Below are 24538 nucleotides of genomic sequence, written 5' to 3' on the forward strand. Positions count from 1 at the left end.
AGATAGCTTATCCCAGACGGGATCTGTTAACCTAGTTCGTAGCATGATGATGAGGCTTAATGAGTTTTTGGCGAAATTGATTATACCAAATCATCATGCTGTTCAGATTACCTTCACAAAACGTCAACACGCCCTAGTCAAAGAGACATGAATTAATAAAAACACAAAATAAAAATTAAGGTTAATTTAATGAATAATTCCAATGCCCTACCTCATTCACAACAATTCCTTTTTAATCCTAATGAAAATTGGCTTGATTGGCGCTGGCAGCAAAAAAACGCCTTACGTGATGAGGCCGCTTTACGTTCCGCCTGTGGTGGATGGAGTGAAGAAATAGCCTTACGTATCCAACAAAATTTACAGGGACAAAAAATGCAGATCCCCCCCTACTACCTCCGTCAAATTTTAGCCACCAACCAATCTGACGACATCACGGCAAACCCACTCTGGCGACAAGTAGTTCCATTCTGGAGTGAAGAGGAACTGAACGGCTACGATGGAGAAACAGAAAACTGGGAACTCAATGATGAGATGAAAACTCCCATCTGCCAGCATAAATATGATAATCGGGTCATATTGCGCATGGTCAATGCCTGTAACTCCTACTGCCAATTCTGCTTTGAAGCTCTGCGAACCTTGAAAGTGGATTCCGGCAAATCCAATGCAGGCCGAAGCTCTTTCCAACAATCCCTTGAATACATCAAAAATACGCCTTCAGTAGAAGAAGTGATCCTGAGCGGCGGCGATCCCTTAATGCTGACAGATAACAAGCTGGATGAATCATTGGCCGCCATCCGGGAAATCCGCGATGACCTGTTAATCCGCATTCATTCCCGCGCCTTGACCTTCAACCCTTACCGCATTACAGATGCTCTGATAGAAACATTGAAAAAATACCGCATCAATGCCTTCGGTGTTCATGTCTGTCATCCATTTGAACTCAGCGAAGAATTTCAAACTGCCGTTCGTCGCATCCAAAGTGCCGTACCGATTGTTTTTTCCAACATGCCTTTCCTGCGTGGCATCAATGACAACGAAGAAACACTCCACAAGCTATTTATCGATCTGTATCGCATGGGCGTAAAACCCTACTACCTCTACCACTTTATGCCTTTCTCACCAGGTTCTTCTGAATATAAAGCCTCGATCAACGATGCCATCGCTATCATGAGTAAACTCAAACGTCGCATTTCAAATATCGCCTTACCGGAATACGTTCTGCCGCATATGAAAGGCAAATTTACTGTTCCTCTGTTTACTCATCCGCAAGAGATGCCCTATTTTGAAACCCTCAATGGCAAACGTTATTACCGCTTTATCAACTGGCAAAACGAACAATGTGAATGGCTGGATAACTAGGCTTTAGCCACTTTTCTCACTGTTCTATAAAAAACGAATAAAGCTTATTTATTTTAAGGATGCCAAATGAAACCAAACGCCATTTTATTTGTTGATATCGATGATGCCGAAATCACCCGATATACCTATCGGGAGCCACACTTTGCCGCAGCAAAAGAAATGGGGCTGCTTTGCCTGACCGCAGCACTGCAAGGACGCCAGCATACAGAGCGACTTTTCGCTGATAGTGACGAAGTTTTTTATGTAGAATCAATGACATTGGATGCCTTACGGGATCTCGTTAGCACCTTACTGGATACCTACAACCTGCGTGCTATTTTATGCCATGCAGGCCATGCATCTGCCAGTGGGCAAGTCGGCTGTATTGTTGCCGAAATATGTCAGGAAATAGAGTTACCGCACGCTTCTTCCCGTGCCATTGCCACCTGTAACAACAAATTCCTGATGCGTCAGACATTACAGCAGCATGGTGTTCGATCAATACGTCATGCACTGTGTAATAACGAAGAAGAACTGTGTTCACAAGCCAATTTGATTGGCTATCCGTTAATCGCCAAACCACCGTTCGGGGCGTGTTCAGTCTTTATCAAAAGATGCAACAACTGGGCTGAATTACTGGCTCATTACCAAGCATTTACAGCCCATTACGCGCACTCTAACTACACCGATTTTATGGGCAACCAACAAGAATGTGTGACGCCTAAAGGTGAAAAATACGTTAGCATTCCAGGAAAAAGCCTACTGTTGGAAGAATATATTGATGGCATAGAAGGTACGATTGAGTGCGCCATTAACCAGCACACTATATATCCAGTCTTGATCAATGAAAAATTGATTCTGACAGAGAAAAGCAACACCGTGCTGGAAAACCTACTCATTACTCCACCTGTGTCATTTTCACCATCAGAACAGGAACAAATCAAAAACTACGCTATAGCTTGCCTGAATGCCGTTGGTTTAAACAATGCAATTGCTCACCTTGAATTTCGTATGACTTCCGAAGGCCCTGTCATTATTGAAATAAACCCACGGCTCGGAGGGCTGTTTGTCAACTCGGCTTTCCGTGATCTTGCAGGCCTGAACCCTTATCAGCTTTATCTTTCCATCCTCATACAAGATCAAGAAGTTGATTTCCAACTTACCCAAGCTTGCAAACAAGCAGAACAAGTCACACAACATTACTCAATGGTTGTTATGTATCCAGATACAAACGGTCATTTTAAAGGCATCGAAAACCTTCACTATCTCAAAAATCAACCATGCATACTCGAATGTGTGTCTTACACCAATGACTGCTATATCAACGCGGAAATTGAAGAGCATTATCTGATTAAGTGCTGGGCAAAAGTCGAAGGAGCATCCCATGCCCATACGTTGCACAGCAATATGCTAGAAAACGTCAAACCCATCATTATTCCAGAATCTGATCTGATTTCATGAGGCTGCTACACGATGAACATTACGAATATCTCAGCAAATTTAATAAACGAACATTATTGCCATATTCCACATTTCAGTGAATTGATTTCCTGTGATTCAGAAGCAACTAAAACGTTTAAAGGCCATTGGGATAATCTGGTTCTAGATCAGAATTTCAAAGACTATACCCACAGGGAGAGGCGTATTCTGCGTTACCACTATCGCCCCGGCACAGAAATCTCCTTCCAGCTCAATCAAGATACTGAATATCGATCATCAGTAACCTATGACATTGAATACAAAAAAGGTGCCAATCAACTCAGTTATGCTGAAGATACATTTATTAACGATCCGATCATGCAGCATATTCTTTCAATGGATATTGCTATTTTAGGAGATCGATTAATAAAAGGTTGCCACTATTCGATTGATATTCATCAATTTCGTGTTAAAGCGTTTGCGGGGAAAGAAAGCCCAACGACTTCAGGTATTCATCAGGACGGGCAGGATTGGATCTTTATGCACTTTATCCAAGGCCATAATATCGCACCTGTAATTTCCGAAGTTCACGCAACCGCAGATGAAGCACCTCCTTTGCTACATACCGCGATGGAACAGTTTCTAGAAACACTCGCAATAAATGACAAACAACTTTATCATCGAGCGAGCAATGTTGGACAAATATCTCCTACAATCACGGCATTTCGGGATCTGTTGCTGGTGACTTTCCGGCAACGCCCTGAACAACAAGAGAGCTAATAATGTCAAGCCAGGAAATTAGTTTGAATTTGCGTTGGTCTGGTCTAAATGCCTTGCTGATCGTCAGTGCACGATTCGTATCTGATTTTGGCACATTCCTGAATATGGTTGCGCTATCCACCTATGTTTACCTGCTTAGTGATAGCGTCATGCACGTCAGTATTTTTCTGGCCTGCCGTGTTGCAGGCGGGATCATCGCTAGCCTGATAGGTACTCCATTCTTCAGGCGATTTGCCGGACGCTGGCCACTGGTCTGTTTCGATTTATTGCGGGTCATTCTGCTATCCCTGTTATTGGTGATACCAGCTTCACAGCAGTTACTGATCTTACCGATGATCGCTTTTGGCATTGGCTTAGGCAACTCGATGTTTGCCATCGGGCTGAACAGCCAACTCCCATACTGGGTACACGCTTCCCAACGCATATCAACCAACTCCTGGCTAACATCCGTCGCCGCTACAGGCGCAGTACTTGGCAGTTTGGTATCCGGTTTGTTGGTCGCCAGCAGTGGTTATGAAATAGTCTTTATCGTCAATATCATTACCTACCTGCTGGCCGCATTCTTGATTATTCCTTTGCGTTTCCTCACCCATCCTGAACAGAAAACATCACGGGAACGGGGTAACGAATGGCGTGAGTTAATCCGCGGCTTACGTGGTACTCCGATGCTGGCAGGAATGCTGTTCCTCAGTTTGGCCGACACCCTCGGCAGCGCCGCTCATAACGTGGGATTTCCTGTCATTTCTAAGTTACTTACGCCAGATAACGCCAGTACCACAATGGGCTTACTGCTGGCGACATGGGCGGTGGGAAAATTCAGTGGAGCGCGTCTGACCAGCTACCTGCTACGCAACCGCAATTTATTGAAGATGGAGAAACTCTTTTTTCTGGGCGTTGCGTTGATGTCGACCGGGTTTATCCTTACTTTCCAACAAACCAGCCAGCTTTGGCTACTCGTATTTGCAGTCTGGGCAGGTATCGGAGACGGAATAGCAGAAGTCAGCCTGATTTCACGGGCGCAAAGTGAACCGGAAAGTTTACGCTTGCCGATTTTCAGTTTGCTGACACTGATGCAAATGACGGGATTCGGTATAGGCATGTTGCTGGTCGCACCTTTTTACGTCTGGCTACCACCTTCTGTCGTGATCCTGATATTCCACGGTTTGCCGCTTACTGTGCTAGTTATCATCCTAATATGGATGCGACGTTTTACTACAAGTAAAGCGTAAGCCTCATTGCAGTTATCAATTTTAAAATCAGCACCGAAGTATTCTATATTGCTTTTCGGTGCTGATTTTCCAGAGAGCTTATCAATGACGATAGACAAACCCGCCGGCTTGCTATTTTTCGCCTACTGATTTAGGGAGGAAAGTATATCTGGCGGCGTCAGCCTAATATATAGGTTATTAAATCCGTGTAAAATCCCCAATTCCGTATAACAATGTTGCACTTATTATGTAAATCCATCTAAATTTATAATAAAACAAAATACCTTTATAAGATGAAGATAAGTACATCCACCAAAACATAATTCTGACATAAATAGATATTGTTAAAAATTATATCCCAATAATGCTAAAAGCAAAATTCACGATACCACATAAGCATTTATCAAAAATATAACCCACACATCATTAATATGAATTTTTCATTTTTAAGCATCTATACCCTATAAATTTCAAGTTGCAATTAACAAAATATTCTTGGGAAATAAACTGTTTTTCATTCAAGAAGTGATCTGCATTCCATTTTTATAATCCAATTCGAATTTGATTTGCTTAATCCTTAATCACAATCTATTTATTGTTTAACAATACAAAAACAATGCATTAACAATAACCGCAAATTAATCCAACAATATAACAACTCAATTTCGTTTATTTAATGGGGGAACAAAGTATGCAGCAAGCCATCAATTTCTGGCCACTGATCGGGATTGCCGTCATTATGATCGGGTTTATCCTTCGTTTTAATCCTGTTTTGGTCGCAACGGTTGCAGGGCTAGTCACAGGGTTGGCCGCCCATATGACAGTCACCGAAATTCTGGAAAAACTCGGCTCCGGATTTCTTAATACCTTGAATCTGTTACTGACAATTCTGTTTCCTTTGGTCATTGTTGGCCTTCTGGAAAGACATGGGTTAAAAGAACGAGCCCAGCGCTCAATTGCCCATATCAAAACTGCCACAACCGGGCGTTTACTAATTGTCTATCTGTTCATACGAGAAACGTCTGCCGCGCTAGGGCTGACCAGTTTAGGCGGCCATCCGCAAATGGTACGTCCATTACTGGCACCAATGGCTGAAGGGGCGGCAGAGAACCAATATGGTCATTTGCCCGATCATGTTCGCCACCGTATTCGCGCCATGTCCGCCGCAACTGATAATACTGGGCTGTTCTTCGGGGAAGATATTTTTGTCGCCTTCGGTGCCATTATTTTCATGCACAATTTCATGCTGGAATCTGGTGGTATCCAGACTGAACCTCTGCATATTGCCTTGTGGGGCATTCCTACCGCCATCTGTGCTTTCCTGATCCACTCGGTTCGGTTATATCGCCTTGATTACCATCTTGCCCGCGAAATTACTTCCCTGAATCACATGAAATTGACTAGCAAGGAAGCAAAATAATGTTTCAGTTACAGTATCTCTACTATCTGGCGGGATTCATTCTGCTCATTGTCGCCGTGATGTCGTGGCGCGATCGAGCCAATCCTCGCCGCTTGACCACAGGCCTGTTCTGGGGGCTGTATGGCCTCATCTTCCTGATAGGAAACTGGAGCTACCAATTGATGGCTATCTGGATAAGCGACGAAGCTCAAGCCCAGAAAATCGTCCATATCAGTGTTGGTGTACTGGTGATCATCATAGCGTTATTGGCGGGATTTGGTGGAGTACGTGTGGGAAACTACCATCAGCCTACAACGGAACAAAAACAGAAAAGTGCAGAGCGCCTCGGCAATCGGTTATTTTTGCCTGCCCTGCTCATTCCCGTTGTCACGATGGTGGGTGTCCTGCTGTTTAACCATATTCCGGGACTACAGCAAACCGTTTTCGGTGCAGGCAATCATTCAACGTTGGTGACGTTATTTTCCATTACCTTCGGTTGTCTGGCTGGGTTAATCATCGCATTGCACATGACCAGAGAAAACATCATGCAACCGATACAGGAAACACGCCGTCTATTGGATTCTATCGGCTCCGTGTTCATTCTACCGCAAATTCTGGCAACCCTCGGATTACTGTTTACGGCAGCAGGCGTAGGCACCGTCATTTCTCATTTAACTGAAAATTATCTGGCTGTCGATAATCGATTTATAGCGGTGATAGCCTATGTGCTCGGCATGGCTCTACTGACTATGATCATGGGAAATGCTTTCGCTGCCTTTCCTATTGTGACAGCCGGAATTGGTATTCCTATTTTGATCTTGCAACATGGCGGTAATCCAGCCGTAATGGCCGCCATCGGTATGTTCTCCGGCTATTGCGGTACGCTGATGACACCCATGGCGGCAAATTTCAATCTCGTTCCTGCCGCTCTGCTGGAATTACCTGATCGTAATGCCGTAATCAAGGCTCAGATCCCCACCGGATGCACCTTACTGATTACTAATGTGTTTTTACTCTATTTTTTGATGTTCTTATAAAACAACAATACGGAACGATTATGAAAACTATTTTAGTCACTACTTTTGATCCTTTCGGTGGTGAAGCTATCAATCCATCGTGGGAAGCCATCAAACCATTACAAGGTAGCCAAGTTTCTGGTGCAAATATTGAAATTTGCCAGCTTCCCTGCATTTTTGATACTTCTTTAGAACACCTTTATGCAGCCATTGATAAGTACCAGCCTGAACTGGTGATTTCTGTCGGGCAGGCTGGCGGTAGGACGAATATCACCGTAGAGCGTGTCGCCATTAATATCAACGATGCCAGAATTCCTGATAATGCCGGCAATCAGCCGATTGATACCCCCGTTATTGTTGATGGCCCTGCCGCCTATTTTTCTCGCCTGCCTATTAAGACAATGGTGAATGCATTAAATACAGCAGGTATTCCGGCGTCAGTTTCCCAAACTGCCGGAACCTTTGTGTGTAATCATGTTATGTATGGCTTATTACATTATCTGGCTCAGAATACCCCCTCTGTGCGCGGGGGGTTTATTCACGTTCCTTATTTGCCAGAACAGGCGGCAAAATATGCCAATCAGCCAAGTATGACGCTGGAATTGATGACGTTGGCGTTGAAAACAGCCATTGAAACAGCCTGGAAAAATACATCAGATATTGCTGTTACAGGTGGGGCTACGCACTAAAAAAAGATAGGTAGACGCGAGGCGATAAAAATAAATTAGCCACTGAGTACAGTGGCTAATCGGTCATTTATCTCAACGATAAAAGCGAGAATTTAGAAAGGCAATAATGGGCAGAAATTCAGCAACCAAATAACAATAACTGCGAAAATTGCCGCAATAATGTCATCCAGCATGATGCCGATTCCACCTTTTACGTAGCGGTCGAACCAGCGAATCGGCCACGGTTTCCACATATCGAAGATACGGAACACCACAAAAGCCACCAAAACCCACTGCCAGTTGAGGACGGGAATTGCCATCAATGTGATCCATATGCCGATGAATTCATCCCAGACCACACAACCCGGATCTTCCACCTGCATGGCATCGGCCGCTTTCTGACAAATCACGCAGCCAATCACCGTTCCCAGCAGAATAACCAACCAAATGCCCCATTCAGGTAACTGCACTAACAACAACCAGAACGGAATTGCCGCCAATGAGCCCATCGTACCCGGCATAATCGGCGATAAGCCACTACCGAAACCCGTAGCCAGCAAATGCCACGGATTACGCATCCTTAAGCGACGTTTTGCATCATCCATGAGTTCCCTCCGTCTGATCATTCTGTGCCTGTTGTAATGCCTGACAGTCTTCTATCGGTTTTTTTTCGGTCTTAAAATGGTCGAAGCCTTTCAGATCCAGCTCAATTTCTTCATTGTTGTTGAAATAGCGGATACCTTCTGATTCCGGCCTGATTTGCCCGACACAGCGGAAACTGGCACCAGTATGTGCCAATGCCATATTTAGTGCACCACGGTTAAGTTCAGGTACGGTGAAGCACAATTCATAATCTTCTCCCCCCCCCAGCGCCCATGTTAATGCTTGCTCTGGTGTGGCATATTTCTGCACAGCCTCCGAATAAGGCAGCGCATCCAGATTAATACGCGCACCACATTGGCTGGTTGTCAGAATATGACTGAGATCAGAAATCAAACCATCGGACAAATCAATCGCGGAAGAGGCCAGATTACGCAGTGCCTGCCCTTGTAAAACCCGGGGCTGGGGACGAAGGTGACGTTTGACCAGCCAGTTGTGAATGGCGCTATCTTCCACAGCAAAGCGATCCTGCAACAGTGCAAGCCCCGCAGCACTGTCACCCAACGTTCCGGTTACATAAATCCAGTCACCGTTTTTCGCACCAGCACGGCGTAACGCCCTGCCAGCCGGAACCAGACCATGTACCGTCAGCGTCAGACTCATGGGGCCTTTTGTTGTATCCCCACCAATCAACTGCATGCCATAATAGTTCAGTTGTTCAAACAGACTATCACTGAACCGTTTTAACCAATCCTCATTGACGTCAGGTAACGTTAACGCCAGCGATGCCCAAGCCGGATCTGCCCCAACTGCGGCCAGATCACTGATGTTGACAGCCAGCGCCTTATAAGCCAAATCTTCCGGGGAAATGTCAGGGAGGAAATGAACACCAGCAACCAGCGTATCGGTTGTCACCGCTAATTCTTGTTTCTCTGCAACGGTCATCAGCGCGCAGTCATCACCAATTCCTAGATTCACATCACGTCGGCGGATGACATGGCGATTGAAATAACGTGCAATGAGGTCAAATTCACCACATGCCATAATAGAATTCCAAAAAGTGACTGACGATGAGCACATGAGGCCGGGAAACCGGCCTCATGTATGAAATCATCGAGTTATAATGGGGAACTCCTGGCAAGCAATCACTTTTTCTTGCGTGCTGCCGGGCCAGCTTTATCCAACACCCCATTCACGAATTTATGGCTATCTTCAGCACCAAACGTTTTTGCCAGTTCGATACCTTCATTAATAGCCACTTTATAGGGGACATCATCACGAAAGCTTAGTTCAAACATCGCAACGCGCAAGATGGCTTTTTCCACCTGACCTAACTCTTCAAGCTGACGGGAAAGGTAAGGAGCCATCAAAGCATCCAATTTTGCAGCATTGACCGCTACCCCAGCCAGCAATTCACGGAAATAGGTGATATCAACACCAGTTACGTCCTGCTCTGACAAAAACTGAAATTCAATATCAGCAATGTCATTTTTGGATAATTGCCATGAATAAATTGCCTGAACAGCACACTCACGAGCACGACGACGAGCAGCAGGTTTCACAAAATTCCCCTTAATTAAAACTAAAAAATTCAGCCTTTAATGGCTTTGATTACATTGATCATTTCTAATGCGGTCAAGGCCGCTTCCGCGCCTTTATTGCCCGCTTTAGTGCCAGCGCGTTCAATCGCCTGTTCAATACTTTCGGTTGTCAGAACACCAAATGCCACAGGAATATCACTGGACATCGCTACACTGGACAGTCCAGAGCTGCATTCACCAGCAACATATTCAAAATGGGCTGTACCGCCACGGATAACGGTTCCCAAAGCGATAACCGCATCATATTTTTGAGTCTCAGTCAGAGCCTTAACCGTTAACGGTAATTCATAAGCACCTGGAACCCAGACTACAGTGATATTATCTGAAGAAACCTGACCGATGCGTTCCAGCGCATCCACGGCCCCTTCCAGCAGGCTGTCATTAATGAAGTTGTTAAAGCGGGCGATCGCAATGGCGATGCGGGCTTCTGGAGCTGCAACAACACCTTTGATTACGTTCATAGCCTTCCTTATACCTTATTCATATCCGCAGGGGCGCGGATCTTATCACATTCTTTTTCTCTGCGTCTTGATTTATGTCCAAACTTGAATCAAGACTCTGGCCGCAGGCGAAGACGCACATCAGGCCCAATCTGCCGGACATCAAACAGCGTGAATTCAGGCGCATCCGATAATTTTTGTAGCTCAGGGAGAGCAAATAGCCCACGGGCAGTATTTCCCAGCACTTTTGGCGCCATATAGAGGATTAACTCATCCACTAGCCCCAGAGATAACAATGCTCCCGCCAAAACAGGTCCACATTCAGCCCAAACCGAATTTATCTGACGTTTACCCAATTGCATCATCAGCAAAACCAGATCAACACCCCCGCCGTGGGCAGGCAATATAATATGATCGACATTGCCAGGCCACTGCTGCTCATCGGTGTGAGTACGTGCTAACCAACATTGCCCCGCCTGCTGTACAACTTGATGCTGTGGTGTTACGCGATTCTGGCTATCAACAATGATCCGGATTGGCTGACGTACTTGCTCTTGAGGATAAATCGCCTGTATTTCGGCCTCCAATTCATGCCAGCGGACAGTCAATGAAGGATCATCCGCCAATACCGTGGCACTGGAGCTGAGAATGGCACTGCATTGCGCCCGCAACTGCTGCACATCCTGACGGGCTTCTGGCGACGTAATCCACTTGCTTTCACCCGATGCCAGCGCAGTACGTCCATCCAGTGACGCGCCCATTTTCAGTTGCAAATAAGGGAATCCCGTGCGCATACGCTTGAGAAATCCCTTGTTCAGCGCTTCCGCCTGCGCCATCAACACGCCATGCTCAACGGCAATACCTGCCTGCTGCAATTTATACAAGCCACGCCCTGCAACCTGCGGATTGGGATCTTGCATAGCGGCCACAACACGGCTGATGCCTGCTGCAATCAACGCATCGGCACAGGGAGGCGTCTTACCGTGGTGACTGCACGGTTCAAGGGTGACATAAGCCGTTGCCCCTTTTGCCTTGTCTCCGGCCATGCGGAGAGCATGTACCTCCGCATGAGGTTCACCGGCACATAAATGGAAACCTTCACCGACAATGTGATCACCCTGAACGATGACACATCCAACATTCGGGTTTGGGGATGTCGTAAAACGTCCCTGAATCGCCAGTTCCAGCGCACGGGACATATATTTTTCATCGAGAGTCATAGTTTTTGAAAGCCTGATTTTTTGAAAGCCTGAGATTTTAGAAAGCCAGTATATTCAATCTTGTAGTCTGGCAATCTCTTCGCCAAATTCGCGAACATCTTCAAAGCTGCGGTAAACAGATGCAAAACGGATATAAGCTACTTTATCGAGCTTTTTCAACGCATCCATCACGAAATTCCCGATCATCTTGGATGGGATTTCTCGCTCTCCCGTTGCCCTCACTTGTGACTTAATATGTATAATCGCTGTTTCCACATCATCAGAGCTGACAGGACGTTTTTCCAGTGCCTTCAACATGCCACGACGCAATTTTTCTTCGTCGAAAGGCTCCCTAATGTCATCACTTTTAATCACTCTTGGCATCACCAGTTCTGCGATTTCAAACGTGGTGAATCTTTCATGACATTCGAGACACTGACGACGACGGCGCACTTGTGAGCCATCTCCTACCAGACGGGAATCAATAACTTTAGTATCAACGGCTGCGCAAAATGGGCAATGCATATTGTTTCCTGACAGTTAACCGAACGGGAAGACAGTTTACCTTGAAGTGATAATGAAAAACACCCTGTAAGTAAGTACTCACAGGGTGTTTAAACGATATCAGAACTAGATCGTGTCAGGCTATTAAGGAAGAATGGAAGGCTGATCCGCCCCTTCTTTCTCAACTTTCTGCTGAATCATATGCTCACGCTTCATTCCCAGTTTCAAGGCCAGTGCAGAAGCAACATAGATAGAAGATATTGTACCGATGGAAACCCCGATTAACATCGCCAGTGAGAAACCTTTCAGCATTTCACCACCAAAGATGTAAAGCATCAGAACAACGAGCAGCGTTGTCGCTGAAGTCATGATCGTACGGCTCAAAGTCTGAGTCAGGGAAACGTTCATGATTTCATACGATGTGCCACGGCGTATCTTACGGAAGTTTTCACGGATACGGTCCGATACCACAATACTGTCGTTCAATGAATAACCAATAACAGACATCAACGATGCCACGATGGTCAGGTCAACTTCAATGTGGAATAACGACAGTACACCCAGTGTAATGATCACGTCATGCGCCAGCGCGATAACAGCTCCCAATGCCAGACGCCATTCAAAGCGGAAACCGACATAAATCAGGATGCTAATTAACGCAGCCAGCAGAGCCATTGCTCCCGTCTGCGCCAACTCGCCTCCCACACTTGGCCCGACAAACTCAACACGCTTGACGACTGCATCTTTGTCAATATTCGCGTTGATAACCGAGATAATTTTATTACCCAGTTCCTGCCCTGCATTGCCCGTCACAGGTGGCATACGCACCATCACATCACGGCTACTGCCAAAGTTTTGCAGTAGCGGATCGGCAAAACCGTTTTTCGTGAGGCTTTCGCGCATCTTATCCAGATCGGCGGGTTTACTCAGGTTAATCTCGATTACCGTACCACCGGTAAAATCTAACCCCCAGTTAAACCCACGGACACCCATCGTAATGATGGAAGCGACCAACAACAGTAACGAAATCCCAAAGGCAACGTTGTCCCAGCGCATAAAGTCGATGACTTTACGCCCATAGTTTAATTGTTCAACAGTGTAATCCTGTGCCACAACGTGCTCCTTAAATTGACAGCTTATTGATACGCTTACCGCCGTACAGCAGGTTCACGACAGCGCGTGTTCCCACAATGGCAGTGAACATCGACGTCGCCACACCAATGCTGGTCGTGATCGCGAAGCCCTTGATGGAACCCGTTCCCACTGCATACAGAATCACAGCAGTAATCAGCGTAGTCAGGTTTGCGTCAATGATACTGGAGAACGCACCTTTGTAGCCTTCATGAATCGCTTGCTGCACCGTACGCCCGTTACGCAGTTCTTCTTTGATACGCTCGTTAATCAAAACGTTCGCATCCACTGCCACGGCGAGGGTCAATACGATACCTGCAATACCCGGCATCGTCAGCGTCGCCCCCGGTAACAAGGACATGACACCGACGATCAGCACTAAGTTAGCCAGCAGAGCACTGCTCGCAATCAATCCGAACTTGCGGTAGTAAATCACCATGAACAGGATAGAAGAGATCAAGCCCCACAGACAGGCTTCGAGCCCCTGCTCGATATTCTGTAAGCCAAGGGTTGGTCCAATAGTCCGTTCTTCAACAATCTGGATGGGTGCGATCAAAGCACCTGCACGCAACAGCAGCGCCAACTGACGGGCTTCATTCGGGTTACCAATTCCGGTAATACGGAAACTATTTCCCAAACGAGACTGAATGGTGGCGATGTTAATAACTTCTTCTTGCTTCACCAGAACCGAACGGCCATTGGCATCCTTCTTGCCACTGTCCTTATATTCTACAAACAGCGTAGCCATTGGCTTTTGCAAGTTGTCTTTGGTGAAGTTAGACATCGCACTACCGCCAGCACCGTCCAACGAAATATTCACCTGCGGATTACCGTATTCATCAGTACTGGAAGTGGAATCCGTAATATGGTCACCGGTCAGGATCACACGCTTGTACAGCACAACTGGGTTGCTATCACGGGTATACTTCAGTTCTGAATCACCCGGAATCCGACCAGATACTGCGGCACTCTGATCAACATTGCTGTTTACCAGACGGAACTCCAGCGTTGCCGTTGCACCGAGGATTTCTTTGGCACGTGCGGTATCCTGAATGCCAGGCAGCTCAACAACAATACGATCTGTACCCTGACGTTGAACCAGCGGCTCTGCTACACCTAACTGGTTAACACGATTACGCAGGATAGTGATATTTTGCTGTACCGCATAGGTACGAGCTTCACGCAGGCGATCGTCACTCATAACGACTTTCAGCGTACTATTCGCGCCAGTGGAGAAGACTAAATCACGGTGACGGGGTTCGAGATAACTTTCCGCTTTGGAACGTGCATCATTATCGCGGAAACGGACTTCCACTCCATAGTTATCAAGCTTACGGACAGAGGAATAAAGGATGCCTTGATCACGCAATTCAGAGCGCAGGCTATCAATGTTCTGTTCTTGTAGCTTATTCAGTGCGGTTTCCATATCCACTTCCATCAGGAAGTGAACGCCTCCACGCAGATCAAGCCCCAGTTTCATTGGCTCAGCACCCACTTTACTTAGCCAAAGAGGTGTCGCGGGCGCAAGGTTCAATGCCACGACATATTGTTCTCCTAATGCGGAAACCAATGCTTCACGGGCACGAAGTTGAACATCAGAATTATTGAAGCGAGCAAGGATTGCCCCATTTTCCAGTGCAATGGACTTGCTCTTGATTTGTTCTTTTTCTAAAACATTACGGACTTGGTCCAGCGTTTTTTCACTGGCGGCGATGCCCCGCGCGCCAGTGATTTGTACAGCCGGATCCTCACCATATAGGTTGGGAAGTGCATAAAGCAAACCGATGAGGATCGCAGCGATCAGCATCAGATACTTCCACAAAGGATAACGGTTCAACACGGCAGTTCCCTTCGGGAAAATCGGAAAATTAAATAGCCTTCATTGTACCTTTCGGCAAAATGGCAGCGACGAAATCACGTTTGACAGTTATTTCAGTAGTGTCATTCAGAGCAATCACAACGTAACCTGTTTCAGACACTTTAGAGACACGACCCACTAAACCACCAGAAGTCAGCACTTCATCACCTTTGGCAATGGAATCCATCAGTTTTTTATGTTCTTTGGTGCGTTTTTGTTGTGGACGCAGGATCATGAAATAGAAAATCAAACCGAAAACAACCAGCATGATAATCAGAGAATATGGGCTTCCCTGAGATTGCGCTGGTGCGCCAGCAGATGCCGCAGCTTCAGAAATAAAAAAACTCATCAAATTTCCCTCATTGTTATCGAAAACATTGTTGTCAAAAATATTGTTATCGAAAATCGACAGTGGCTCGATCAAAAACCAGCCCGATATGCTACACATATTGAGGCTGGTTAGTCACGCCAAATTATATATTTAACGGCGGAACGGGTTTGCCGATCCGCTGATAAAACTTTTCAACAAACTGTTCCAGTTTGTTCTCTTCAATGGCTTTACGAATTCCGGCCATCAAACGCTGATAATACCTTAAATTATGGATTGTATTCAGCCTTGCACCAAGAATTTCGTTACAGCGGTCAAGATGATGCAGATATGCACGGCTATAATGGCGACAAGTATAGCAATCACAATGCTCATCCAGCGTAGAAGTATCTTCCTTATGTTTAGCATTGCGAATCTTGATCACACCCTCTGTCACAAAAAGATGGCCATTGCGAGCATTACGGGTCGGCATGACACAGTCAAACATATCAATACCACGACGGACACCTTCAACCAGATCTTCTGGTTTACCGACGCCCATCAAATAACGTGGCTTATCCTGTGGAATCTGCGGACAAACATGCTCCAGAATACGATGCATATCTTCCTTTGGTTCTCCCACGGCCAGACCACCCACCGCGTAACCGTCAAAACCGATTTCGACCAGTCCCTTCACAGAAACATCGCGCAAATCTTCGTACACACTGCCCTGAATAATACCAAACAGGGCATTTTTATTGCCTAACTCGTTAAAACGCTGACGACTGCGTGCCGCCCAGCGTAATGACATTTCCATGGAACGCTTCGCATAATCCCAATCTGCGGGATATGGCGTACATTCATCAAAAATCATGACGATATCGGAACCCAAATCATATTGGATTTCCATGGATTTTTCCGGGCTGAGGAAAACAGGCGTCCCATTGATAGGGTTACGGAAATGAACGCCTTCTTCTTTGATTTTACGCATCGCACCAAGGCTGAAGACCTGAAAACCGCCAGAATCCGTCAGGATAGGGCCGTGCCACTGCATAAAATCATGCAAGTCACCGTGCAGTTTCATGATTTCCTGACCGGGGCGCAGCCATAAATGGAAAGTATTCCCCAACAGAATCTGAGCACCAGTTTCCTTAACTTCTTCCGGTGTCATGCCTTTGACCGTACCGTAAGTTCCCACAGGCATAAACGCGGGAGTTTCCACAACTCCACGATCAAAAATCAGGCGACCACGGCGGGCATACCCGTCCGTCTTTTGTAACTCAAATTTCACTTAACCTCCAGACACCAGAAAAACAGTCTGATGTTATGTTTAAACGTCGTTCAAACCAGCTAAGCCGGAATTACGATACTTTCTCTTTTGCTGCCACAGGATTACGATTAATAAACATCGCATCACCATAACTAAAAAAGCGATATTTTTCGGCTATCGCTTCTTTATAAGCATTCATGGTATTTTTATAACCTGCAAATGCAGAAACCAGCATAATAAGCGTGGACTCCGGCAAATGGAAATTGGTAATCAACGCATCAACGACCTGATATTCAAACCCCGGATAAATAAAGATTTGGGTATCATTAAAAAACGGCGAGATAAGGCCTTTCTGGCTGGCACGAGCCGCACTTTCCAATGAACGGACGGACGTTGTACCCACGGCCACAACCTTATTGCCACGCGCCTTACACGCCAATACCGCATCAACGACATTTTGCGGAACTTCTGCATACTCAGCATGCATGATATGGTCTTCGATGGTTTCCACCCGCACAGGCTGGAAAGTCCCTGCGCCGACATGCAGGGTAACAAAAGCCATATCGATGCCTTTTTCACGCAGTGCGGCCAACAGGGGTTCATCAAAATGCAGCCCGGCGGTCGGTGCCGCAACGGCACCAGGGCGTTCACTGTAGACCGTCTGATATAATTCACGATCCGATTCTTCATCAGGACGGGCAATATACGGTGGCAACGGCATGTGACCAATTTCATCCAAAATGGTCAATACATCACGATCATCATCAAAACGGATTTCAAATAAAGTATCGTGGCGCGCCAGCATTGTTGCCCTGATGCTTTCATCTTCGCCCAGCAGAAGCTCTGCACCTTCTTTCAGTGCCTTGGACGCACGAACGTGAGCGAGTACTCGCTTATTATCCAGCATCCTTTCTACTAAAACTTCCAATTTCCCACCCGTCGCCTTGCGACCAAACAGACGCGCAGGAATAACTCGCGTGTTATTGAAAACCAGCAGATCACCGGCTTCCAGCTTATCCAACACATCAGTGAAAATACCGTGCGTCAGCCCTCCGGTTTCGCCATCAAGGGCAAGCAGGCGGCAACCACTCCGCTGCGGCTGGGGATAGTGAGCAATCAGCTCTTCTGGCAGTTCAAATGTAAAATCAGCGACACGCATTTTATCTGTATCATTCAAAAAAACAGGCGGACTAGTCTAGTGCCGCACGCGCAAGGGTGCAAGAAAGAAGCATATTAGTTTCACTATTTCCGGTATACTCTCGCTATGAATTTTCTCGCACATCTTCATTTGGCTGCATTATCGGAAAGTTCCTTACTGGGCAATTTAATGGCGGATTTTGTCCGTGGCTCTCCAAAAGGATTATTCAGCCCCGATATTGTAGAAGGTATTCGCCTGCACCGTAGGATAGACAACCTAACGGACAGCCATCCATTGGTTACCGAAGCACGCACACTGTTTCGTAGCGAGTATCGACGCGTAGCTTCCATTACCCTTGATATCATCTGGGATCATTTCCTTTCTCTGCATTGGGACAAACTTGAAAAAAATTACTCCCTGCCTGAATTTGTACATCTTGCCCGTAGTCAGATAGAACCGCATCTTAGCGTCACGCCTGAAAAATTTCAGGAGTTGAACAAATATCTCTGGTCAGAAAATCTACTTATCCGCTATGCCGATATGTCATGTATTGCCAATGTACTGAAAGGCATGGCTCACAGACGCCCTAAATTATCGGCACTGGCAGGATCGTATCAAGATATCGAAATGCATTATCTTGATTTTGAAGCGCTATTTTGGAAATTCTATCCACACATGATGGCACTGGCGACAAATAAGCGACTGCTTGAGCAAGATATTTCGCCAGAACCTTGCACTTTTTCCAAATAGCTTTATCTTATCTAGGCTAAAAGGAATTAAAAGCAAATTATTGATAGGCAAAACCTATTATATCAATTGGTATTTTATCCTTTATTGCTTTACCCTAATTCCTTATGCTGTAACCCGTTTCTACATACCCCCTTTTTAAAATCACAGGAGTCAATTATGGTTCTAGTAACCCGCCAAGCCCCTGACTTTACAGCCGCAGCGGTTCTCGGTAACGGTGAAATCGTTGGTAATTTCAACCTGAAAAAACACCTGAATGGTCGTCCAGCCGTTATCTTCTTCTGGCCAATGGACTTCACTTTTGTTTGCCCTTCTGAGCTGATCGCGTTTGATCACCGTTATGAAGAATTCCAAAAGCGCGGTGTTGAAGTCATCGGCATTTCCTTCGACTCTGAATTCGTTCACAACGCATGGCGTAAAACCCCAATCAGCGAAGGTGGCATCGGCGAAGTCAAATACCCAATGGTTGCTGACATCAAACGTGACATCATGAAATCTTACGGCATTGAGCACCCAGAAGCGGGTGTTGCCCTGCGTGGTTCTTTCCTGATCGACAAAAACGGTGTTGTTCGTCATCAAGTCGTTAACGATCTGCCACTGGGCCGTAACATCGATGAAATGCTGCGTATGGTTGACGCACTGCAATTCCACGAAGAGCACGGCGAAGTTTGTCCTGCACAGTGGGCAAAAGGTCAGGAAGGTATGGGTGCGTCCCCTGAAGGCGTCGCAAAATACCTGACCAAAAACGCTGACAAATTGTAATTCCCGTCAGAGTTGTCTCCATTGATAGCATCACGTTATTAATGAATTCCCCTAAACCAGCCGCTCTGTCGGCTGGTTTTTCTTATCTAAAATTTCTCATTTTATTACCTTGCGCACAAAAAATTGCTTTTCAAAAATCCTAAGCGTTAGATAATGCTGATTACAAAAAATTAACATTGATATCACAGCTCACGGAGTCCTACTCCAACCACTCATTCTTAGGAGTACCATCATGTTAAAAGCATGGAAAATTCCTTTTGTCGCTGTATCGCTCTTAGTTTCCTCCTCCCTCTATGCCGCTTATGAACCTGCCGTTGAAGCCAAACAAGGCATGGTAGTCAGTTCACAATACTTAGCTTCACAGGTTGGCGTCGATATTCTCAAAATGGGCGGAAACGCTATTGATGCCGCAGTTGCCGTTGGTTATGCTCAGGCAGTTGTCAATCCCTGCTGTGGCAACATTGGTGGCGGTGGTTTCATGACCATTCATCTGGCAAACGGCAAAGATACTTTCATTAACTTCCGTGAAACAGCACCTGCTGCGGCCAGCGCCAATATGTATCTGGACAAAGACGGGAATGTCATCAAAGGTGCCAGTCTGTATGGCTATAAAGCTATTGGCGTCCCCGGCACAGTGATGGGATTAGATGCCGCACTGCACAAATACGGCTCAATGACCCGCGAACAAGTCATGGCACCAGCTATCAAACTGGCGCGTAAAGGCTACATTTTGACTCGTGGTGATACTGATATTCTGGACACCACCGTCAAACGCTTTACTCAAGATCCAGAGGCTGCCCGTATTTTCTTGCGCAAGGATGGTACGCCTTTCAAACCCGGGGATAAGTTAGTCCAAACCGATTTGGCCAATACGCTAGAACTGATTGCTAAGAAAGGGCCAGATGTCTTTTATCATGGCAAAATCCCCCAATTAGTTGAAGAGTCATCGAAAAAATCGGGGGGAATTATCACAGCAGCAGATTTCGCCAACTATAACATCACAGAAACAACACCAGTCACTTGCAGCTATCGCGGTTATAAATTCATCTCTTCCCCACCGCCTAGTTCTGGTGGCGTCACCCTATGCGAAATACTGAATATTGTTGAAGGCTATGATCTCAAATCCATGGGATTCAACTCCGCTGCTTATATCCATACATTGACAGAAGCCATGCGCCACGCCTACATGGACAGAAATACCTATCTGGGCGATCCTGAATTTATTAAAAACCCACTTGATCGGCTGTTAAGCAAAAGCTACGCAGAATCTATCAGAAAAGAGATCGAACCAAACAAAGCGACACCTTCAAAAAATGTTCAGCCGGGCGTTGGTCCCCATGAAAAACCAGAAACGACCCATTACTCTGTCGTAGATAAAGATGGCAATGCCGTATCAACCACTTACACAATCAACGGGCGTTTTGGTGCCGTCGTGATCGCACCGGGAACTGGCTTTTTCCTAAACGATGAAATGGATGATTTCACGACCAAAATTGGTGAGAAAAACCTGTATGGGCTTGTTCAGGGAGCGACCAATTCCATCGCCCCCGGTAAGCGCCCACTATCATCGATGAGCCCAACACTCGTGACTAAAGATAACAAAATCTTTCTGGTATTGGGTTCTCCAGGCGGATCACGGATTATCTCCATCACCTTACAGACTGCCTTGAATATCCTTGATTTTGGCATGCCACCGCAAGAAGCCGTCAACAGCCCGCGCATTCACCATCAATGGCTACCTGATGAAGTCTACTATGAACAGCGTGGCCTTTCGAAAGATACCCTGAATGTGCTGGAAAAAATGGATTACAAAATGGTAGAACAGACACCGTGGGGCGCGGCGGAACTGATCATGATTGGATTGCCGGGCGCTGTCGGCGTGTCTCCTACCAACTCATCAGGCAATGACTCAGCGGTATCAGGCGTGGTTCGTGAAGACTATATCTATGGCTCCAACGATGTCCGGCGACCTGCTGGTGCAGCCATTGGCTACTAAAAAAGCAGTGTAAAAGGTTGACATAAACAAATCAATGTAAAAAACAAGGGTGAGCAGTTTGATATGCTCACCCTTTTTACAGGTCTCAGGCTATCAGCCTTGATCCTGCTGCACTTTATGCTTTGGGACTTTGCTTTCTCCTACGATGAGATCGTAGAGAGCACACACAACCACAGCCACTACAGTTGGCAACAGCCATGCCAGCCCTTGCTCTGCCAACGGCAGATGAATTGTCCATGCCGGCAGTAAGTGAGACAGATACTCAGACGATTTGGCCGCATCCAAAACCCCAAACAACAGGCTAACTGCCATAGCAGGCGCCAGAATGCGAGTGTAATTATTCCACCAGCGTATTGTGAAGCTCAACAGGATCAGCGCAATACAAGGCGGATAAATTGCTGTCAGTACCGGAATAGAGAATTTAATCAAGTGGTCTAATCCAAGATTAGAGACCAACATAGAGAAGATTCCGAGGATGAAAACCAGCGCCCGATAAGACAACGGCAAATAACGGCTGAAAAATTCAGCACAAGCACAGGTCAAACCAACCGCAGTTACCATGCAGGCAACGAAAATCAACACCGCAAGGAAGAAGCTGCCATAACCACCAAAGACATTCTGTACATAAGCATGCAAAATCACTGCACCATTTTCAGCCTTCGGCACCAATGTGCCACTACTTTCTCCCAGCTTGAACAGAGATAGATATACCAGTACCAAGCCCAACCCTGCAATCAGACCTGCCCACATCGTATAGCGAGTCAACAGTGAAGAAGATTCAATACCTCTGGAGCGCGCTGCATTGACAATAACAATGCCGAATACCATGGCACCCAGTGTATCCATCGTTAAATAGCCATTCACAAAACCATTTGAGAACGGCATTTCTTTATAAGTTTGAATGGCAGGGATGGGATCACTTGCTGGCCACAACACCGCAGCAATTCCTAAAATACCCAGTGCCAGAATTTTGATCGGAGCCAGCACACGCCCAACACTGTCCAGTAATTTCCCCGGATACAGAGAAACCAGGATCACCAGTGAAAAATAAACGACACTATAGATGAACAACGGAAGTCTGCCAGAGCCCATTAGCGGAGCAATCCCGACCTCAAAGGAAACAGTTGCAGTTCTAGGTATTGCAAATAAAGGGCCAACAGCCATATAGCAAACAGTAGCCAGTATCAAACCTGCTGTTTTACCGATAGGGGAACTTAGCGCTTCAATCCCGCCACCGACTTTCGCCAAAGCAATCACAGTGATGACCGGTAGACCAACAGCCGTAAGCAAAAAACCTAGCGCAGCGATCCAAACATTCTCACCAGCCTGCAAGCCAACCATGGGCGGAAAAATGATGTTCCCCGCGCCTACGAACAAGGCAAAAGTCATAAAGCCTAATGCCCAAATATCCTTAGATGATAAACGGTATGCCATAATGATTGTTAATATATTGTTGTCAAAAGAATTGCATGTGCAATAGTCAGTATTGCAAATACTTGAATTTTCACTGGCGAAACCGGATTCTGATTTGACAATAAGTGATCAACGTAATAATCACTGGTAATCGGGAAATACAGAATGATAGTGGTAATTACAGCTAGAATCGCCAACAACTGCCCACAAGTAAAACTTTTATAGCGCCAAAAGGCAAGCATCAAACCAAAAAGCAGTACAATATACTAAAGTAATATTTAAAAGCAGTCATTCTTATTATCTATCATTGAATACACACTATATGATTTGCACTTTTTTTGTTCATATTGATGAATAAATCATTTTTCTGTCTGCATCGTTTACCACTAAATTATCTTAAACTTATTGTTTTTTAATTAAATTCGGTTTGGCAGAAACAATAAGCCCGGGAGCCAATAAAAAACTGAATGTGGAACCTTTTCCCACCGTACTCGAAACCTCAAGCTGGGTATTGTAATGATGCAGTGCATGTTTCACTATCGCCAGCCCCAACCCGCTTCCCCCTGTTTGCCGCGAACGGGCACGGTCAACACGATAAAAGCGTTCAGTCAGGCGCGGTAAATGTTCAGCACTGATCCCCAAACCATTATCCTGCACTTTAAACCCTGCTCCCTGAGACGATTTACTCCAGCTAACCTCAATACGCGTTCCCGGCGGAGTATGATTGACAGCGTTATAAACCAGATTCGACATGGCGCTTCGTAGTTGTTCTTCGTTGCCGAAAACTTTCAATTTTTCATCAATATTAAACACGATATCCTGCTGGTTATTTGCCAATGCCAACGCTTCCTGCTGCAACAGCACCAATAAGTCAGGCACATCAACCACCTCGTTCATATCCACTTGCGGCCCGGCTTCAATCCTGGAGAGATGCAATAATTGCTTCACCAGACCGTCCATTCTCCGTACCTGCTCCTGCATCGTACTGAGCACCTTCTGATTTGCCCTATCGTTCAGTTCCTGCTCCTGCATCATCTCCAGATAACCTTGCAGTACCGTCAGTGGCGTTCTTAACTCATGGCTGACATTAGCGAAAAAATCCCGGCGGGCATTTTCCAACAATCGTTTTTGCGTAATATCACGGGCAACCATCAATAGCAGCTCTTCTGAATAAGGCATCACCCGGAATTCCACCATACGGCCATTATTCAACTCAATAGATAAAGGACGGGAAAAATGACCTGCCGTAACATAGCGACTAAAATCTGGGTAACGAAGCAAATTGAAGATATGCTGACCATTATCCTCCGGCCAGCGGAAGCCTAGCAAATGCTGGGCAAGACGATTACACCAGAAAATATTGCCTTCCGTCGTCATCATCACAATCACATCCGGCAATGACTCAGCGCCGCTGCGAAAGCGCTTGATCAATAATGCCAGTTCCCGGCGCCGCTTACGGTTACGCTGCTGCAACTGATAAATACCGTAAAAGATCGGCTCCCATCCGCCACGCCCCGCTGGAGGTAACATACTGCGATCCAGCCATAACCAGTCAGATAATTTCAATAAATTGTAGCCATGCCATACCAGTGCCAGAAATAACGCAATAACCAGCAGCCACGGTAAGTATCCGATAAAGAAAGACAAAATGACCGCAGGCAGACAAAAAAGAACAAGCCCCAATACCAACTTCTTCCAGGATAAACGTTCAAGCACGTTATTCTCTCCGGCATGAAAATAGATT

General features: G+C 46.0%; 23 protein-coding genes. 10 read left to right on the forward strand and 13 right to left on the reverse strand.

Annotated elements, in window-relative coordinates:
* Positions 1-189 precede the first annotated feature (189 nt).
* From NXS07_RS03040 to pcp, 7 genes are all read left to right on the forward strand, one after another.
* A complete protein-coding gene (locus NXS07_RS03040) occupies positions 190-1359 on the forward strand; it encodes a KamA family radical SAM protein (RefSeq protein ID WP_258086142.1) in 1170 nt (389 codons plus the stop codon).
* A 66-nt stretch (positions 1360-1425) separates the two neighbouring features.
* Positions 1426-2799 (forward strand): ATP-grasp domain-containing protein, encoded by a 1374-nt coding sequence (locus NXS07_RS03045; RefSeq protein WP_258086143.1) that lies wholly within the window; start codon positions 1426-1428, stop codon positions 2797-2799.
* A gap of 12 nt (positions 2800-2811) precedes the next feature.
* Positions 2812-3537, forward strand: coding sequence for a 2OG-Fe dioxygenase family protein (locus NXS07_RS03050; protein ID WP_258086144.1), 726 nt, complete (start codon positions 2812-2814; stop codon positions 3535-3537).
* A gap of 2 nt (positions 3538-3539) precedes the next feature.
* Positions 3540-4766 (forward strand): MFS transporter, encoded by a 1227-nt coding sequence (locus tag NXS07_RS03055; RefSeq protein ID WP_258086145.1) that lies wholly within the window; start codon positions 3540-3542, stop codon positions 4764-4766.
* Between the two features lie 670 nt (positions 4767-5436).
* Positions 5437-6165 carry a DUF969 domain-containing protein gene (locus tag NXS07_RS03060; RefSeq protein ID WP_238125118.1) on the forward strand — a complete coding sequence of 243 codons (729 nt, stop codon included), beginning with the start codon at positions 5437-5439 and terminating at the stop codon, positions 6163-6165.
* Positions 6162-7181 carry a DUF979 domain-containing protein gene (locus tag NXS07_RS03065; protein ID WP_172664707.1) on the forward strand — a complete coding sequence of 340 codons (1020 nt, stop codon included), beginning with the start codon at positions 6162-6164 and terminating at the stop codon, positions 7179-7181. Before NXS07_RS03060 ends, NXS07_RS03065 begins: the two co-directional genes overlap by 4 nt.
* Positions 7182-7201: 20 nt before the next feature.
* Positions 7202-7849, forward strand: coding sequence for a pyroglutamyl-peptidase I (pcp, locus tag NXS07_RS03070; RefSeq protein WP_038216847.1), 648 nt, complete (start codon positions 7202-7204; stop codon positions 7847-7849).
* A gap of 92 nt (positions 7850-7941) precedes the next feature.
* On the opposite strand, the gene pgpA is transcribed toward pcp, so the two are convergent.
* From pgpA to queA, 11 genes are all read right to left on the reverse strand, one after another.
* Positions 7942-8433, reverse strand: a complete 492-nt coding sequence (gene pgpA / locus NXS07_RS03075) for a phosphatidylglycerophosphatase A (protein WP_038205443.1) — start codon at positions 8431-8433, stop codon at positions 7942-7944.
* Entirely contained in the window at positions 8426-9472 is a 1047-nt protein-coding gene (gene thiL / locus NXS07_RS03080) for a thiamine-phosphate kinase (RefSeq protein WP_038205441.1), read from the reverse strand. Before thiL ends, pgpA begins: the two co-directional genes overlap by 8 nt.
* 101 nt (positions 9473-9573) lie before the next feature.
* Positions 9574-9990: a transcription antitermination factor NusB gene (gene nusB, locus NXS07_RS03085; protein ID WP_258086146.1), complete on the reverse strand. Its 417-nt coding sequence runs from the start codon at positions 9988-9990 to the stop codon at positions 9574-9576.
* A gap of 29 nt (positions 9991-10019) precedes the next feature.
* On the reverse strand, positions 10020-10490 hold the full coding sequence (ribH, locus tag NXS07_RS03090) for a 6,7-dimethyl-8-ribityllumazine synthase (RefSeq protein ID WP_038187454.1): 471 nt from the start codon (positions 10488-10490) through the stop codon (positions 10020-10022).
* An 89-nt stretch (positions 10491-10579) separates the two neighbouring features.
* Complete coding sequence (gene ribD / locus NXS07_RS03095) at positions 10580-11689, reverse strand: bifunctional diaminohydroxyphosphoribosylaminopyrimidine deaminase/5-amino-6-(5-phosphoribosylamino)uracil reductase RibD (protein ID WP_258086147.1); 1110 nt, start codon at positions 11687-11689, stop codon at positions 10580-10582.
* A 54-nt stretch (positions 11690-11743) separates the two neighbouring features.
* Complete coding sequence (nrdR, locus tag NXS07_RS03100) at positions 11744-12193, reverse strand: transcriptional regulator NrdR (protein WP_012988175.1); 450 nt, start codon at positions 12191-12193, stop codon at positions 11744-11746.
* Between the two features lie 123 nt (positions 12194-12316).
* Positions 12317-13285, reverse strand: a complete 969-nt coding sequence (gene secF / locus NXS07_RS03105; protein ID WP_038187448.1) for a protein translocase subunit SecF — start codon at positions 13283-13285, stop codon at positions 12317-12319.
* Between the two features lie 10 nt (positions 13286-13295).
* Positions 13296-15143, reverse strand: coding sequence for a protein translocase subunit SecD (gene secD / locus NXS07_RS03110; RefSeq protein ID WP_258086148.1), 1848 nt, complete (start codon positions 15141-15143; stop codon positions 13296-13298).
* Positions 15144-15171: 28 nt separating this feature from the next.
* On the reverse strand, positions 15172-15510 hold the full coding sequence (gene yajC / locus NXS07_RS03115) for a preprotein translocase subunit YajC (protein WP_038192021.1): 339 nt from the start codon (positions 15508-15510) through the stop codon (positions 15172-15174).
* A gap of 124 nt (positions 15511-15634) precedes the next feature.
* Positions 15635-16759, reverse strand: coding sequence for a tRNA guanosine(34) transglycosylase Tgt (gene tgt / locus NXS07_RS03120; RefSeq protein WP_038221998.1), 1125 nt, complete (start codon positions 16757-16759; stop codon positions 15635-15637).
* A 70-nt stretch (positions 16760-16829) separates the two neighbouring features.
* Positions 16830-17897, reverse strand: coding sequence for a tRNA preQ1(34) S-adenosylmethionine ribosyltransferase-isomerase QueA (queA, locus tag NXS07_RS03125; RefSeq protein WP_038192025.1), 1068 nt, complete (start codon positions 17895-17897; stop codon positions 16830-16832).
* A gap of 105 nt (positions 17898-18002) precedes the next feature.
* Here queA and NXS07_RS03130 point away from each other — a divergent pair, with 105 nt between their 5' ends.
* The 3 genes from NXS07_RS03130 to ggt all read left to right on the forward strand — a co-directional run bounded on the left by NXS07_RS03130 (position 18003) and on the right by ggt (position 21381).
* On the forward strand, positions 18003-18626 hold the full coding sequence (locus NXS07_RS03130) for an acyl carrier protein phosphodiesterase (RefSeq protein WP_258086149.1): 624 nt from the start codon (positions 18003-18005) through the stop codon (positions 18624-18626).
* Between the two features lie 156 nt (positions 18627-18782).
* Complete coding sequence (locus NXS07_RS03135; protein ID WP_038187436.1) at positions 18783-19385, forward strand: peroxiredoxin C; 603 nt, start codon at positions 18783-18785, stop codon at positions 19383-19385.
* Positions 19386-19617: 232 nt separating this feature from the next.
* A complete protein-coding gene (gene ggt, locus NXS07_RS03140; protein WP_038213673.1) occupies positions 19618-21381 on the forward strand; it encodes a gamma-glutamyltransferase in 1764 nt (587 codons plus the stop codon).
* A 93-nt stretch (positions 21382-21474) separates the two neighbouring features.
* Here ggt and brnQ read toward each other — a convergent pair whose 3' ends face one another.
* Both brnQ and phoR read right to left on the reverse strand, forming a co-directional pair.
* Complete coding sequence (gene brnQ / locus NXS07_RS03145) at positions 21475-22815, reverse strand: branched-chain amino acid transport system II carrier protein (RefSeq protein ID WP_258086150.1); 1341 nt, start codon at positions 22813-22815, stop codon at positions 21475-21477.
* A 381-nt stretch (positions 22816-23196) separates the two neighbouring features.
* A complete protein-coding gene (gene phoR, locus NXS07_RS03150; protein ID WP_238125110.1) occupies positions 23197-24510 on the reverse strand; it encodes a phosphate regulon sensor histidine kinase PhoR in 1314 nt (437 codons plus the stop codon).
* Positions 24511-24538 lie beyond the last annotated feature (28 nt).

Origin of the sequence: Xenorhabdus bovienii (assembly GCF_024721015.1) — a bacterium.
GTDB lineage: Bacteria > Pseudomonadota > Gammaproteobacteria > Enterobacterales > Enterobacteriaceae > Xenorhabdus > Xenorhabdus bovienii.

Excerpts from the sequence above, each read along its gene's own strand:
- nrdR (WP_012988175.1), bottom strand. The coding sequence starts at position 12,193 with ATGCATTGCCCATTTTGCGCAGCCGTTGATACTAAAGTTATTGATTCC.
- pcp (WP_038216847.1), top strand. The coding sequence starts at position 7,202 with ATGAAAACTATTTTAGTCACTACTTTTGATCCTTTCGGTGGTGAAGCT.
- NXS07_RS03130 (WP_258086149.1), top strand. The coding sequence starts at position 18,003 with ATGAATTTTCTCGCACATCTTCATTTGGCTGCATTATCGGAAAGTTCC.
- pgpA (WP_038205443.1), bottom strand. The coding sequence starts at position 8,433 with ATGGATGATGCAAAACGTCGCTTAAGGATGCGTAATCCGTGGCATTTG.
- NXS07_RS03040 (WP_258086142.1), top strand. The coding sequence starts at position 190 with ATGAATAATTCCAATGCCCTACCTCATTCACAACAATTCCTTTTTAAT.
- NXS07_RS03055 (WP_258086145.1), top strand. The coding sequence starts at position 3,540 with ATGTCAAGCCAGGAAATTAGTTTGAATTTGCGTTGGTCTGGTCTAAAT.
- NXS07_RS03135 (WP_038187436.1), top strand. The coding sequence starts at position 18,783 with ATGGTTCTAGTAACCCGCCAAGCCCCTGACTTTACAGCCGCAGCGGTT.
- NXS07_RS03060 (WP_238125118.1), top strand. The coding sequence starts at position 5,437 with ATGCAGCAAGCCATCAATTTCTGGCCACTGATCGGGATTGCCGTCATT.
- yajC (WP_038192021.1), bottom strand. The coding sequence starts at position 15,510 with ATGAGTTTTTTTATTTCTGAAGCTGCGGCATCTGCTGGCGCACCAGCG.
- brnQ (WP_258086150.1), bottom strand. The coding sequence starts at position 22,815 with ATGGCATACCGTTTATCATCTAAGGATATTTGGGCATTAGGCTTTATG.
- ribD (WP_258086147.1), bottom strand. The coding sequence starts at position 11,689 with ATGACTCTCGATGAAAAATATATGTCCCGTGCGCTGGAACTGGCGATT.
- ggt (WP_038213673.1), top strand. The coding sequence starts at position 19,618 with ATGTTAAAAGCATGGAAAATTCCTTTTGTCGCTGTATCGCTCTTAGTT.
- queA (WP_038192025.1), bottom strand. The coding sequence starts at position 17,897 with ATGCGTGTCGCTGATTTTACATTTGAACTGCCAGAAGAGCTGATTGCT.
- thiL (WP_038205441.1), bottom strand. The coding sequence starts at position 9,472 with ATGGCATGTGGTGAATTTGACCTCATTGCACGTTATTTCAATCGCCAT.
- NXS07_RS03045 (WP_258086143.1), top strand. The coding sequence starts at position 1,426 with ATGAAACCAAACGCCATTTTATTTGTTGATATCGATGATGCCGAAATC.
- ribH (WP_038187454.1), bottom strand. The coding sequence starts at position 10,490 with ATGAACGTAATCAAAGGTGTTGTTGCAGCTCCAGAAGCCCGCATCGCC.
- NXS07_RS03050 (WP_258086144.1), top strand. The coding sequence starts at position 2,812 with ATGAACATTACGAATATCTCAGCAAATTTAATAAACGAACATTATTGC.